Annotated in this window: 10 protein-coding genes, 1 pseudogene and 1 riboswitch; of the genes and pseudogenes, 5 read left to right on the top strand and 6 right to left on the bottom strand. The window is 65.1% G+C overall.

Annotated features, from left to right (window positions below):
• Positions 1–36: 36 nt before the first annotated feature.
• Genes nuoF through FJ934_RS15440 form a run of 6 tightly spaced genes read right to left on the bottom strand, consistent with a single transcriptional unit; the run spans position 37 to position 5401 of the window.
• Positions 37–1341: an NADH-quinone oxidoreductase subunit NuoF gene (gene nuoF / locus FJ934_RS15465; protein WP_140610474.1), complete on the bottom strand. Its 1305-nt coding sequence runs from the start codon at positions 1339–1341 to the stop codon at positions 37–39.
• Positions 1342–1351: 10 nt separating this feature from the next.
• Positions 1352–2653, bottom strand: coding sequence for an NADH-quinone oxidoreductase subunit E (locus tag FJ934_RS15460; RefSeq protein ID WP_140610473.1), 1302 nt, complete (start codon positions 2651–2653; stop codon positions 1352–1354).
• On the bottom strand, positions 2654–3844 hold the full coding sequence (locus FJ934_RS15455) for an NADH-quinone oxidoreductase subunit D (protein WP_140610472.1): 1191 nt from the start codon (positions 3842–3844) through the stop codon (positions 2654–2656).
• Between the two features lie 9 nt (positions 3845–3853).
• A complete protein-coding gene (locus FJ934_RS15450; protein ID WP_140610471.1) occupies positions 3854–4459 on the bottom strand; it encodes an NADH-quinone oxidoreductase subunit C in 606 nt (201 codons plus the stop codon).
• A gap of 4 nt (positions 4460–4463) precedes the next feature.
• Positions 4464–5045, bottom strand: a complete 582-nt coding sequence (locus FJ934_RS15445; RefSeq protein WP_140610470.1) for an NADH-quinone oxidoreductase subunit B — start codon at positions 5043–5045, stop codon at positions 4464–4466.
• Positions 5036–5401: an NADH-quinone oxidoreductase subunit A gene (locus FJ934_RS15440; protein ID WP_140610469.1), complete on the bottom strand. Its 366-nt coding sequence runs from the start codon at positions 5399–5401 to the stop codon at positions 5036–5038. The genes FJ934_RS15445 and FJ934_RS15440 overlap by 10 nt, the downstream gene beginning before the upstream one ends.
• Before the next feature lie 329 nt (positions 5402–5730).
• Between FJ934_RS15440 and FJ934_RS15435 the strand changes: the two genes are divergently transcribed.
• The 5 genes and pseudogenes from FJ934_RS15435 to cobG form a co-directional block, all read left to right on the top strand.
• Positions 5731–6930: a winged helix-turn-helix domain-containing protein gene (locus tag FJ934_RS15435; RefSeq protein ID WP_140610468.1), complete on the top strand. Its 1200-nt coding sequence runs from the start codon at positions 5731–5733 to the stop codon at positions 6928–6930.
• Positions 6931–6959: 29 nt separating this feature from the next.
• Positions 6960–7165: riboswitch (cobalamin riboswitch) on the top strand.
• 38 nt (positions 7166–7203) lie between these two features.
• Positions 7204–7632 (top strand): DUF1636 family protein, encoded by a 429-nt coding sequence (locus FJ934_RS15430; RefSeq protein ID WP_140610467.1) that lies wholly within the window; start codon positions 7204–7206, stop codon positions 7630–7632.
• Positions 7633–7634: 2 nt separating this feature from the next.
• Positions 7635–8672, top strand: a complete 1038-nt coding sequence (gene cobW, locus FJ934_RS15425) for a cobalamin biosynthesis protein CobW (RefSeq protein ID WP_140610466.1) — start codon at positions 7635–7637, stop codon at positions 8670–8672.
• Positions 8673–8691: 19 nt separating this feature from the next.
• Positions 8692–12342, top strand: a complete 3651-nt coding sequence (locus tag FJ934_RS15420; protein WP_140610465.1) for a cobaltochelatase subunit CobN — start codon at positions 8692–8694, stop codon at positions 12340–12342.
• Positions 12339–13820: pseudogene (gene cobG, locus FJ934_RS15415) on the top strand (precorrin-3B synthase); the annotation flags it as partial. The gene FJ934_RS15420 and the pseudogene cobG, both read left to right, overlap by 4 nt.
• Between the last annotated feature and the right edge of the window lie 3 nt (positions 13821–13823).

Raw genomic sequence — 13823 nt, 5'->3', positions numbered from 1 at the left:
GCCCCCGCCCCGTTATTCCCGCAGTCGCAAATTCTTCTATTCCGCCGCCACCATCACCGGTTCGGCCCGGTGCGCGTTGCGCGAAAACTCGTCGATGCGCCGCTCCACCTCGCCGCGGAAATGCCGCATCAGACCCTGGATCGGCCACGCCGCCGCATCGCCCAGCGCGCAGATCGTGTGACCCTCGACCTGCTTGGTGACGTCCAGCAGCATGTCGATCTCGCGCTTCTGCGCCTCGCCGCGCACCAGGCGCTCCATCACCCGCCACATCCAGCCGGTGCCTTCGCGGCATGGCGTGCACTGGCCGCAGCTCTCATGCTTGTAGAAGTAGGACAGCCGCGCGATCGCCTTCACGACATCGGTCGACTTGTCCATAACGATGACGGCCGCCGTGCCGAGGCCGGATTTGAGGTCGCGCAGCGCGTCGAAGTCCATCGGCGTGTCGATGATCTGCTCGGCCGGTACCAGCGGCACCGAGGCGCCGCCCGGAATGACGGCAAGCAGATTGTCCCAGCCGCCGCGAATACCGCCGCAATGCGTCTCGATCAGCTCACGGAACGGGATCGACATCGCCTCTTCGACGGTGCACGGATTGTTGACGTGGCCGGAGACGCAGAACAGCTTGGTGCCGACATTGTTCGGCCGGCCGAAGGACGAGAACCATGCCGCGCCACGGCGCAGGATGGTCGGCGCCACAGCGATCGATTCGACATTGTTGACGGTGGTCGGGCAGCCATAGAGGCCGACATTGGCCGGGAATGGCGGCTTCAGCCTGGGCTGGCCCTTCTTGCCCTCGAGGCTTTCCAGAAGCGCCGTTTCCTCGCCGCAGATATAAGCGCCGGCGCCGTGGTGCATATAGACGTCGAAATCGTAGCCGGAGGTGTTGCCCTTGCCGATCAGCTTGGCCTCATAGGCCTCGTCGATGGCGCGCTGCAGCGCCTCGCGCTCGCGGATGAACTCGCCGCGCACATAGATGTAGGCGGCAACCGCCCCCATGGCGAAGCCGGCGAGCAACGCGCCCTCGACCAGCGTGTGCGGGTCATTGCGCAGGATGTCGCGGTCCTTACAGGTGCCGGGCTCGGATTCGTCGGCATTGATGACCAGATAGCTCGGACGGCCGTCGCTCTGCTTGGGCATGAACGACCATTTGAGGCCCGTCGGGAAGCCGGCGCCGCCACGGCCGCGCAGTCCCGACGCCTTCATCTCGTTGACGATCCAGTCGCGCCCCTTGGCAACGATGCCGGGGGTGTTGTCCCAGGCGCCACGCGCCATCGCGCCGGCCAGCGACTTGTCGAAGAGGCCGTAGATGTTGGTGAAGATACGGTCTTTGTCCTGAAGCATTGTTCGTCCCTCAGACCGGCTTCTTGCCGAAAACGCGGATGTATTCGGCGACGCCGCCCTTGGCGAGCGCCTTGGCCTGCTTGACCCAGTCGTCCCGGTCGATGCGGCCTTGGAAGGAGAGATAGCCGTCCACCCACTCGCGCTCGGCCTTCTGCCACGAAGCGACCTGCGCGAAGGTGTAGATGCCAAGCGAATGCAGAATGCCCTCGATCTTCGGCCCGACGCCGGAGATCAGCTTGAGATCGTCGACCGAAGCCGGGCGCTCGATGCCGGCCGGGCGGTTCTTGTCTTCGAGCGAGGGCTTTGCCGTCTTGGCGACAGGCTGCTTGGCTTCCGGCGACTTGAAAGCGCCAGCTGGTTCGGACTTGGGCTTCGGCCCGCTGCGCGGCTTCGAAACCGCCTCGACTTCCGGGGCAGCTTGGTTGGCGTTAGCGGCAGAGTGGCGCGGCGGTCTGACGCTTGCCGCCTTCTCCTCGGCCAGCGCGACCTTGACCGGCGACGGTGTCATCATCGCCGGGCTCGTTTCCAGCGCATCGGTCTTCGGCTTGCTGGACTTCGATGGCGCGACCGGAGCCGTCGGTGCCGGAGCAGCAGGCGGCTGCGAGACAACGACTGCAGGCGCGCTCGCCGGAACGGCCGCAGCCTTGGCTGCTTTCGCCGCCGCCCTGGCTTCCCTGTCCCGGGTCGATTTCAGGATCGCTTTCTCGCTTGTCAGCGTCGTCAGGCCCGAGGCCGGTTCGGAGCCTGTGCGGCCGTTCTGCGGTCCCGGCGGCACCGAAGCCCCCTTGCCCGCATCATAGAGATCGATGATCTCGGCCAGCCGTTCGGGCGTCAGGTCCTCGAACGTATCCTTGAAAATCATCACCATCGGCGCGTTGACGCAGGCGCCGAGACACTCGACCTCCTCCCATGACAAGGTGCCCTTGTCATTGGTGTGGAACTGGTCGTGGTGGATTTTCGAGCGGCACACATCCATCAGCGCTTCGGAGCCGCGCAGCATGCAAGGCGTGGTGCCGCAGACCTGGATGTGAGCGCGTGTGCCGACTGGGTTCAACTGGTACTGCGTGTAGAAGGTCGCGACTTCGAGCCCGCGGATACGGGGCATGCCGAGCATGTCCGAAATCGTCTCGATCGCCGCCTTGGTGACCCAGCCTTCCTGCTCCTGCGCCAGCATCAGAAGTGGGATGATCGCCGACTGCTCGCGGCCCTTCGGGTACTTCTTGATCCATTGCTTCGCCGCTGCCGCGTTCGCCCTGTTGAAGGCGAAGGAGGCTGGCTGGACGCTGGCTTCTGCGAGACGGCGGACTGACATTTAGCGATCGACCTCACCAAACACGATGTCGAGGGAGCCGAGGACGGCGGTGACGTCGGCCAGCATGTGGCCGCGGCACAGGAAATCCATGGCCTGAAGATGCGCGAAGCCGGGGGCGCGCAGCTTGCAGCGGTAGGGCTTGTTGGTGCCGTCGGAGACCAGATAAACGCCGAACTCGCCCTTCGGCGCCTCGACGGCCGCGTAGACCTCACCGGCCGGTACGCGGTAACCTTCGGTGTAGAGCTTGAAGTGATGGATCAGCGCTTCCATCGAACGCTTCATCGCCGCACGCTTCGGCGGCACGACCTTGCCGTCGAGGTTCGACACCGGACCGGTGCTTTCCTTGCCGAGCAGCAGATCGACGCATTGGCGCATGATCCGGGCCGACTGGCGCATCTCTTCCATGCGCACGAGGTAGCGGTCGAAACAGTCGCCGTTCTTGCCGATCGGGATGTCGAAATCCATTTCCGAATAGCATTCGTATGGCTGCGACTTGCGCAGGTCCCACGCCGCCCCCGAACCGCGCACCATCACGCCCGAAAAGCCCCAGGCCCAGGCGTCGGCCAGCGACACCGTGCCGATGTCGACGTTGCGCTGCTTGAAGATGCGGTTGCCGGTCAACAGCGCATCCAGATCATCGATCGACTTCAGGAACGGATCGATCCATTTGCCGATGTCCTCGACCAGCTTCTGCGGCAGGTCCTGATGCACGCCGCCCGGGCGGAAATAGGCTGCATGCATGCGCGAGCCGGAGGCGCGCTCATAGAACACCATCAGCTTTTCGCGCTCGACGAAGCCCCACAGCGGCGGCGTCAGCGCACCAATGTCCAGCGCCTGCGTCGTCACATTGAGGATGTGCGACATGATGCGGCCGATCTCGCAATAGAGCACGCGGATCAGCTGGCCTCGCTTCGGCACTTCGATGCCGAGCAGCCGCTCGACGGCAAGCGCAAAGGCGTGCTCCTGGTTCATCGGCGCGCAGTAATCGAGCCGATCAAGATAGGGCACGGCCTGCAGATAGGTCTTGTGCTCCATCAGCTTCTCGGTGCCGCGGTGCAGTAGACCGATATGCGGATCGACGCGGTCGATGACTTCGCCATCGAGTTCGAGAACCAACCGCAGAACACCATGGGCAGCGGGGTGCTGGGGCCCAAAGTTGATGTTAAAATTGCGGACGGAGGTTTCGGCCATTCTGGCGCCTCAATTCGTCTTGGCTTTTTCGTCTCCAGGCAGCACGTAGTCCGTGCCTTCCCAAGGAGACAAAAAATCGAAATTGCGGAATTCCTGCTTGAGCTCGACCGGCTCGTAGATGACGCGCTTGGCTTCGTCGTCGTAGCGCAGCTCGACGAAACCGGTCAGCGGGAAATCCTTGCGCAGCGGGTGACCATCAAAGCCATAGTCGGTGAGGATGCGGCGCAGGTCGGGATGGCCCGAAAACAGCACACCATAGAGATCGTAGGTCTCGCGCTCGAACCAGTCGGCGCCGGGATAGACGCCGGTGATCGACGGCACCATCGTCTCCTCGTCAGCCTGCACCTTGACGCGGATGCGCACATTCTGTTTCGGCGACAGGAGATGATAGACGACGTCGAAGCGCTTGGCCCGCGACGGATAGTCGGCGCCACAGATATCGATGATCGAGATGAACTGGCAGTGCGCATTGTCACGCAGGAAAGTCATCACTTCGACGAGGTCGCGTGGTTCGACATGAATGGTGAGTTCGCCATAGGCGAACACCGCGTCCGAGATCCGTCCGCTCATTTTCTCGCCGAGATAGCTCGACAGTTCGCTCAGTGATGCGGCCATGGATTTACCGTTCGATCGTGCCGGTGCGGCGGATTTTCTTCTGCAGGAGAAGAATGCCGTAGAGCAGTGCTTCGGCGCTCGGCGGGCAGCCGGGCACATAGATGTCGACCGGCACGACGCGGTCGCAGCCGCGCACCACCGAGTAGGAATAGTGGTAATAGCCGCCGCCATTGGCGCAGGAGCCCATCGAGATGACGTAGCGCGGCTCCGGCATCTGGTCGTAGACCTTGCGCAGTGCCGGCGCCATCTTGTTGGTCAGCGTGCCGGCGACGATCATGATGTCGGACTGGCGCGGAGACGCACGCGGCGCCACGCCGAACCGCTCCGAGTCATAGCGCGGCATCGAGGTGTGGATCATCTCGACCGCGCAGCAGGCGAGGCCGAAGGTCATGAACATCAGCGAGCCGCTGCGCGCCCAGGTGATCAGCGCCTCTGTCGAGGTGACAAGAAATCCCTTGTCGGCGAGCTCATTGTTGATTTCGAGGAAAAAGGGATCGTCCTCCCCCACCGGCCTGCCGGTGTTGGGATCGATAATGCCCTTGGGCTTCGGCGCGACGCGGGTGCCTGAACTGTCGTTCAATCCCATTCCAGCGCTCCTTTTTTCCATTCATAGGCAAAGCCGATGGTCAGCACTGCCAAAAACACCATCATCGACCAGAAGCCGAGCATGCCGATCTTCGAGAAGGACACCGCCCAGGGAAACAGGAAGGCCACTTCCAGGTCGAAGATGATGAACAGGATCGACACCAGGTAGAAACGGATGTCGAATTTCATGCGGGCGTCGTCGAACGAGTTGAAACCGCACTCGTAGGCGGAAAGCTTTTCAGGATCGGGGTTGCGGTAGGCCACCAGAAACGGCGCCGCGATAAGCGCGATGCCGACGACCGCCGCCACTGCGATAAACAGGACGATGGGCAGGTACGAACTGAGAAGTGCGTTCATGCAGCGGCTTTCCGTTGGCGCCAATCCACTTTTGTTACAGCACCGGACCTTAATGCGGAAGCGTGACAGTTTAACCGCTGAACCGTTTTAAGGGGCCTATGCTGCAACGCGGCGAGGGTTAGCGCAGCACTTCCAGCGAAGCAAGTCAAACCTTGTTCAAAACGCGGGGCTGGACGGCATAACGGAAGAAACTGGTCCGATGCGCTCCTGTTTGATTTCCTTCACTTTCTACTCCACTTTTATCTCCTGACATATCTACCGCCATTTGCCTGCTAGCATGCCGGAATCACCGGCTAAAATCCGCAAATCGATCAGGGCAAGGGCTCCCGATGAAGGAAAAAATCTCGCTCGCCATGGCCCGGCGCGTCGCGCTCGCCGCCCAGGGATTTCTCGATCCCCGCCCAAATGGTACGCCGGACCGCCGCCACTTCGCCCGCGTTCTCTCCCGCACCGGCCTGCTGCAGATCGATTCCGTCAGCGCGGTGGTGCGCGCGCACTATATGCCGCTCTATTCGCGGCTTGGCCCCTACCCGCTCGCGCTCCTCGACAATGCCGCCGTGACGCGCAAGCGCACGGTGTTCGAATATTGGGCGCATGAAGCCTCGTTCCTGCCAGTCGAGACATACCCGTTGATGCGCTGGCGCATGCAGCGCGCCGAGCAAGGCGACGAAATGTATCTGGGCCTCGCCAAATGGGGCCGCGAGCACGCCGCCTACATCGAAGAGATCTATCGGGAAGTCGCCGATCGCGGCCCGATCGCCGCCTCGGCGCTTGAGGGCCAGAAAGGTTCGGGCGGCTGGTGGGGCTGGAGCCACGCCAAGCACGCCTTCGAATGGTTGTTCTGGGCCGGCCGCATCACCACCGCGCACCGCCGCGGCTTCGAGCGCTTCTATGACCTGCCGGAGCGCGTGCTGCCGCAAGCGATCCTCGATCTGCCGGTGCCCGCTGCCGAGGACGCGCATCGCGAATTGCTGCGCATTTCCGCCCGCGCCCACGGCGTGGCTACAGCCGGCGACCTGCGCGACTATTTCCGTCTGTCGCCCGCAGACATAAAGGGCCGGCTGGAGGAACTGGTCGAATTGGGCGAGTTACTGCCGGTGCGTGTCGAGGGCTGGAACAAGCCGGCTTACCTCCATAGAGATGCCCGTCTCCCGCGCAAGATCGAAGCGCGCGCCCTGCTGGCACCGTTCGATCCGGTCGTCTTCGAGCGCTCGCGCACCGAGCGGCTGTTCGATTTCCACTACCGCATCGAGCTCTACACTCCGGCCGAAAAACGCCAGTACGGCTATTACGTCCTGCCCTTCCTGCTTGGCGACAGGATCGTCGCTCGCGTCGACCTTCGGGCCGACCGGCCGGCAAGCGTGCTGCGCGTGCCTGCGGCCTATGCCGAGCCCGGAGCGCCGCCTGAAACCGCCGCCCAGCTCTTCGAGGAATTGAAGCAGATGCAGGTCTGGCTTGGCCTTGAACGTATCGACGTGACGCCCGCCGGAGATCTAGGCCCGGCGCTGGTCGACATCGCCATGTCGTAGCCGCGCGTTGACACAGCTGCCTGTAAAAGCCTAAATCCGCTCCAGACGGTCCCCTGCCCGCAACGGCTGGGGCTAAGAGGGAATGCGGTGCGGGATTTCGGTCTCAAATCCGCGGCTGTCCCCGCAACTGTAAGCGAAGAGCCAAGGCCGAAAGCCACTGGGAATTCCCGGGAAGGCGGCTAACCAAGGCGACGACTCGCGAGCCAGGAGACCTGCCGTCTGCGACAGAAGAATCCGATCGCCCGGCGGGTTTCCGGGCAAGGAGCCCGGTTTTTGGACCACAACGGCAGTTTTTCGGCTAGTGCAGCGGATATATCGTCCGCCGATGGCGACGCCTTGTCCGGCGTCACCGTTATCGTCTGCGCGTCCTGCCGCGACGAAACCGGCTCCGACGCCCATCCCCGCGCCGGCGAACTCCTGGCACAGGACACAGGCCGCGCCGCGGCATCCGAGCACGTCCGCGTCCGCACGGTCGAATGCCTCGGCAACTGCAAACGCCGGCTCAGCGCCGCAATCCTGCGCGACGGCTGCTGGAGTTATGTGTTCGGCGACCTGACCACGGGCAGCGGCGCCGACCTCGTTACCGGCGCCAAACTCTTCGCCACCTCGAGCGACGGCCTTATCCCTTGGCGCGGCCGCCCCGATTCCCTGAAGCGCGGCCTCGTTGCCCGCATCCCTCCCCTCGACCTGCTGAAAGACTGACCATGACCACTTCCGTCTCCCGTGTTCCCTGCACTGTCGTCACCGGCTTCCTCGGCGCCGGCAAGACGACGCTGGTCCGCCATCTCCTCGAAAACGCCGGCGGCAAGCGCATCGCGATCATCGTCAATGAGTTCGGCGACATCGGCATCGACGGCGAGATCCTGAAAGGTTGCGGCATCGACACCTGCCCGGAGGAAAACATCGTCGAACTGGCCAATGGCTGCATCTGCTGCACCGTGGCGGCCGATTTCGTGCCGGCGCTCGACCGGATCCTGTCGCTGACGCCGAAAGTTGACCATATCCTGATCGAAACCTCGGGCCTTGCTTTGCCCAAGCCGCTGGTCCAGGCCTTCCAGTGGCCGACGGTGAAGAGCCGCGTGACCGTCGATGGCGTGATCGCCGTGGTCGACGGCCCCGCACTGGCCGAAGGCCGAGTCGCCAACGACATGGACGCCCTGCAGGCGCAGCGCGCCGGGGATGACAGCCTCGACCATGATGACCCGGTCGAGGAGGTGTTCGAGGATCAGATCGCCTGCGCCGACCTGATCATCCTGTCGAAGAGCGACCTGATGGACGCCGCCGGCTCAGCCCGCGCCAATGCCATCGTCAACGAACACTCCGCCCGTGCCGTCAAGATCGTGCCGACGTCCCACGGCAAGGTCGATCCCTCCGTACTGCTCGGGCTCGGCCTCGCCGTCGAGGACGACATCGAGAACCGCAAATCCCATCACGACGGCGCATTCGACCACGAGCATGACGACTTCGACACTTTCATTGTCGACATCCCCTCGATCGCCAATCCGGACGAGCTGGCAAAACGCGTCGCCGACGCCGCCGAACAGGAAAACGTGCTGCGGGTGAAAGGTTTCGTCGAGGTCGGCGGCAAGCCGATGCGGCTTTTGCTGCAGGCCGTCGGCCCGCGCGTCAACCATTACTACGACCGCGCCTGGACCGCCGAGGACGACCGCCGCTCGCGCCTTGTCGTCATCGGCCTCAAGGGGCTGAACCGCCCTGCGATCGAGCGTATACTCGCCGGCTGATTTTCGGGCACGGGCCGCGATGCACATCCTCACCACGACATCCGCCTCGCTCGACGATCTCGCCGAGCCGGTCGATCTGCGGCAGACGCCGGCGGATATCGTGACCCTGTCCTTCACCGACAGCGACCTCGCCGGACTGGCGGCCGCGTGGAAGGCGGATGCCGGCCGCCTGCCCTCGATGCGGCTGGCGGCGCTGCGTGACCTGCGCCACCCGATGTCCGTCGACCTCTGGATCGACAGCGTCGCCCGCCACGCCAGGGTTATTCTCGTCCGCATCCTCGGCGGCTACGACTGGTGGCGCTATGGCTGCGACCAGCTTGCCGCGACCGCCCGGGAACGCGGCATAAAACTGGCGCTGCTGCCCGGTGAAAGCCACGACGAGGATCTCAGGCTGATCGAAGCCTCGACGCTGCCGCGCGCGGAACTGGATGCGCTGCTCGGCTATTTCCGCGAGGGCGGCCCGGCGAATATGAGCGCGCTGGTGCAGAGGCTGGCAGGGCTGCTGGGGAAGGATGAAGCAGCAGTTGCGCCGGTAACTGTGCCCAAAGCGGGCTACTACGAGCCAGGACGTGGCGTCGTCGAGTGCGGCGTCCCCCTCCCCCTCGACGGGAGGGTCCGGCCGCAGGCCGGGGGTGGGGTCGCCGGGGAAGTGCGCCGACTTCAAGAAACGCCGTATCCAGTCGCCCCGACCCCACCCGGCCCTGCGGGCCACCCTCCCCTCGAGGGGGAGGGAAAGGTCGTGCCCATCCTGTTCTACCGCTCGATGCTGCTCGCCGCCGATGTCGCGCCTATCGACGCGCTCGTTGAGGCACTGGGACAGCGCGGCATCACCCCCGTGCCGATCTTTGTCTCCAGCCTCAAGGACCCGGCATCCCTCGCCTTTGTCGAAACCGCCATCGCTACGCTGAAGCCGGCCGCCATCATCACCGCGACCGCTTTCGCGTCCGGCGCGGAGCCCGGCGTCGAGACCCTGTTCGATCGCGCCGGCGTCCCCGTCTTCCAGGTCATCGTCGCCACCACCCGCCGCGACGTTTGGGAAAACAACCAGCGCGGCCTGGCGCCCGCCGACCTCGCCATGCATGTCGTCCTGCCCGAGCTCGACGGCCGCATCCTCGCCGGCGCCATTTCCTTCAAGGGCGAAAGCGATGTCGATCCCGCACTTGGCCACCGCGCCTTCGCCAACCGGCCGGAACCGGATCGGGTAGCGCAGGTGGCGGACCGCATCGCGGCCTTTATTCGCCTGCAGCAGACATCTCGCGCCCACCGCAAGCTCGCCATCCTGATTCCGGATTACCCGAGCGCCCCCGGCCGCACCGGCTATGCCGTCGGCCTCGACGTACCGTCGAGCGTGCTGGCCATGCTGCATGACCTCAGCGAAGAGGGCTATGCCGTCGACGGGATTCCGCGAACGCCGCGGGAACTGCTGGACTTGCTGGAGTGCGGCGAAGAAGGATTGGGGCTGGAGGACTATCTCGGTCTTTCTACAGAGTTACCGACTGCTGCAATTGCCGCAGTCGAAGCAGCTTGGGGTAAGACCCAAGGCGAGACAGGTTTGCGCGAGGCGCCCCCCTCTGTCCTGCCGGACATCTCCCCCTCAAGGGGGGAGATTGCGCTGTCATTGCCGGTTTCGCCAATCTCCAATGTTGCCGGAGTAGGCGGAGCGTCGAAACTGCCAATCTCCCCCCTTGAGGGGGAGATGTCCGGCAGGACAGAGGGGGGTGTTCAAGCGCCGGCCTCAGCGAAATTCCCCTTCCGCGCCGCGACCTTCGGCAACGTCACCGTCGCGCTCGCACCGGATCGCGGCCGCTCCGCCGACCGCCGAGCCGACTACCACGACCCGACGCTCCCCCCGCGGCATGCCCTGATCGCCTTCGGTCTGTGGCTCCGCAAATCGATCGGCGTCCACGCCCTCATCCATGTCGGTGCCCACGGCACGCTGGAATGGCTGCCGGGCAAGACGGTCGCGCTGTCGCAAAACTGCTTCCCCGAGATCGTCGCCGGACCGCTGCCCGTCATCTATCCCTTCATCGTCTCCAATCCCGGCGAGGCGGCACAAGCCAAGCGGCGCATCGCCGCCGTCACCCTTGGCCATCTGCCGCCGCCGCTGACCGGCGCCGGCCTGGACGAAGACCAGCACCGGCTCGAACGCCTGGTCGACGAATATGCCCAGGCCGACGGCCTTGACCGCCGCCGCCGCGACCGTCTGGCCAGGCTGATCGTCGAAACCGCGCAAAAGACCGGCCTCGCCTCCGAAGCCGGTGTCGCCAAGACCGATGCGCCCGACGAGGCGTTGCGCCGTATCGATGCCTGGCTATGCGATCTCAAGGATTTCGCTATCAAGGACGGGCTCCATATCTATGGCCGCGCCTCCGAAAAAGAGCCCGACGCGATGCGCCGCCAGAGCGCGAGCGCCGAGAAGGCCGCGCTGCTTGCCGCACTCGATGGCCGCCACGTCAAGGCCGGCCCGGCCGGCGCACCCGCGCGTGGCCGCTCCGATGTGCTGCCCACCGGCCGCAACCTGTTCACGTCGGATCCGCGCACTATGCCGACGCCGAACGCCTACGACATCGGCAAGGCGGCGGCCGAGGAGGTCGTGCGCGCCTATATGCAGTCGCATGGGGATTGGCCGCGCTCGCTGGTGATCGACCTCTGGGGTTCGGCCTCTCTGCGCACCGGCGGCGAGGAGATCGCGCAAGGCCTGGCGCTGATGGGCTGCCGGCCGCAATGGGACACCGCCACCGGCCGCATCACCGGCATCGAGGTGCTGCCGCCGGCCACGCTTGGCCGCCCCCGCGTCGACGTCACTTGGCGAATATCAGGCCTGTTCCGCGACATGTTCCCGACCCAGATCGCCCTGATCGATGCTGCCGCCGGCGCCGTTGCCGCGCGTGACGAGGACGATTCGGAAAACCCGCTCGCCGCCAAGACCCGCGCCGATGGCAAGGTCAGCCCCCGCATCTTCGGCACCTCGCCCGGCACTTACGGCGCCGGCGTCGAGGAGCTGTTGTCGAGCGGCGACTGGGGCGCGCGCGAAGAGATCGGGCGCGCCTATCTCGATGCCACCTCGCATGCCTATGGCGGTGCCGGGGGTGAAGGCATCTCAGCGCCCGGCGCTTTCGAGGGGCGCATCGCCGACGCCGATCTTCTCGTCCACACCGGCGACGATCCCGGCCGCGACATTCTCGAAGGGTCGGCCGATGTCGCTTTCATCGGCGGCTTTTCGGCCGCGCTTGCGGCTATCGGCCGGAATGCCGACGTCATCGTGCTCGACACGAGCGATCCGCAAAAGCCAAAGCCACGCTCTGTCGGCGAAGCCGTAGCGCGGGTGGTGCGCGCCCGCGCCGTCAATTCACGCTTTATCGCTGGTCAGATGCGCCATGGCCCGCGCGGCGCATCGGAGTTCGCCGAAACGGTCGACCGGCTGGTCGGCTTCGCCGAGACCACCCATGCCATTTCAGGCGCGCTGATCGAGGCCGTGCACGACGCCTATGTTGGCGATCCCGAAGTTCGCGCCTTCATCCTGCGCGAAAATCCCGCCGCCGCGAAAGTCATCGCCGAACGCTTCCTGTCGGCGCGCCGGCGCGGTCTCTGGCACCCCTTGCGCAATTCGGTCGACGACGACCTCGCCGCGCTGATTGCCGAGGCCGAGGCGCTTGGGGTGGCGGCATGAACGCCTTTTCGCGCCGCGGCGCCTGCCCGGCCCTGTCCGCGCCGATGCAGACCGGGGACGGGCTATTGGTGCGGCTCAACCCGGTCTCTGGAGGATTGTCGCCGAAGCTCTTGATTGAGGTTGCAGAATCCGCCCTGCGGCATGGCAATGGCATCATGGAGGTGACGGCACGTGGCAGCTTGCAGATACGTGGGCTGACAACGGAAAGCGCACGGTCGCTGGCGGCGGAAGTCGACGCGCTGGGTATCGCGGTCCGTACCGGCGTGCCGGTCGAAACCGGGCCGCTGGCGGGCATCGATCCCCAGGAGATCGCCGATCCGCGACCGCTGGCTGAGCGGATCAGGGGCGCGATCGAGGACGCCGGGCTGACGGCAAGGCTTGGCCCGAAGGTTTCGGTGGTCGTGGACGGCGGCGGGCAATTGCCGATGGATGCGGTGACGGCCGATATCAGGGTGGTTGCTGTTCAAATGGGTGACGAAGTTCAGTGGCAGCTGTCGATTGCAGGAGACGGAAGGCAAGCGAAGCCGGTCGGCATGGTCGATGAGGACGCAGCGTGCGACATCGCTGTTGGTGCACTCAGGATGGTTGCCGAGAAAGGTCGAGAAGCTCATGCGAGAGATTTGTCGGAGAGGCAATTGGCATCTCTCGCAGGCTGGCATTCCTTCGCGCCCCCCTCTGTCCTGCCGGACATCTCCCCCACAAGGGGGGAGATTGCGCGGTCACCACTGCTTTCGCCAACCGCCAACGTCGAGCCAAGCTCCAACGTGGAGGAAGAAGCGCCGTCGGCCGAACTGCTGATCTTCCCTCCAGTGGGGGAGATGTCCGGCAGGACAGAGGGGGGCGCCGTAGAGCGCCCTCGCACGCCGATTGGCCTTTTCGACCTAAGCAACGGCCACACTGTCGGCATCGGCCTCCCCTATGGCAGCATGCCGGCCCAAAAGCTGATCGACCTCGCCAGCCAAGCATCGAACCTCGGCACCACCGAAATCCGCCTCGCCCCGGGCCGTGCCTTGCTCTTCCTCGGTCAGCCGGCGCACACCAACCAACCCCTTCAGGACGCCGCCTTCTCCCTCGGCTTCGTTACCACCCCCGCCGACCCACGTACCCGCATCGCCGCTTGCCCTGGCACGCCGGCCTGCGCCTCCGGCCGGATCGCGACGCGCGACATTGCCGAAACGATTGCCGCCGAGAATGCCGATATTCTCGACTTTACCCTGCACATTTCGGGCTGTGCCAAGGGCTGCGCGCATCCCGGCCCGGCGGCACTAACAATCGTCGGCGGCGAAAACGGAGCCGGACTTGTCGTGAACGCGACGGCAAAGGCCCTTCCTGCCAGCTACAGGCCGAGCTATGACGCCGCGCGCGGCATCGGCCGCGTCGCGGCGGTGATCCGCAGCGCACGATATCCAGGCGAAACCGCCGCAGCTTGCCTTACAAGGCTGGGGCTGGCCGGCATCGCAGAGGCTTACCGACGGGAATGA

It is taken from the genome of Mesorhizobium sp. B2-4-12, from assembly GCF_006441575.1.
In the GTDB taxonomy this organism is placed as follows: Bacteria; Pseudomonadota; Alphaproteobacteria; order Rhizobiales; family Rhizobiaceae; genus Mesorhizobium.
The sequence above is the reverse complement of the archived record's forward strand: the minus strand, read 5'-3'. Positions and strand labels throughout refer to the sequence as shown.

Bases quoted from the DNA above. Each gene is read 5' to 3' on its own strand.
- FJ934_RS15460 (WP_140610473.1), bottom strand. From the start codon at position 2,653: ATGTCAGTCCGCCGTCTCGCAGAAGCCAGCGTCCAGCCAGCCTCCTTC.
- nuoF (WP_140610474.1), bottom strand. From the start codon at position 1,341: ATGCTTCAGGACAAAGACCGTATCTTCACCAACATCTACGGCCTCTTC.
- FJ934_RS15420 (WP_140610465.1), top strand. From the start codon at position 8,692: ATGCACATCCTCACCACGACATCCGCCTCGCTCGACGATCTCGCCGAG.
- FJ934_RS15445 (WP_140610470.1), bottom strand. From the start codon at position 5,045: ATGGGATTGAACGACAGTTCAGGCACCCGCGTCGCGCCGAAGCCCAAG.
- FJ934_RS15440 (WP_140610469.1), bottom strand. From the start codon at position 5,401: ATGAACGCACTTCTCAGTTCGTACCTGCCCATCGTCCTGTTTATCGCA.
- cobW (WP_140610466.1), top strand. From the start codon at position 7,635: ATGACCACTTCCGTCTCCCGTGTTCCCTGCACTGTCGTCACCGGCTTC.
- FJ934_RS15450 (WP_140610471.1), bottom strand. From the start codon at position 4,459: ATGGCCGCATCACTGAGCGAACTGTCGAGCTATCTCGGCGAGAAAATG.
- FJ934_RS15455 (WP_140610472.1), bottom strand. From the start codon at position 3,844: ATGGCCGAAACCTCCGTCCGCAATTTTAACATCAACTTTGGGCCCCAG.
- FJ934_RS15435 (WP_140610468.1), top strand. From the start codon at position 5,731: ATGAAGGAAAAAATCTCGCTCGCCATGGCCCGGCGCGTCGCGCTCGCC.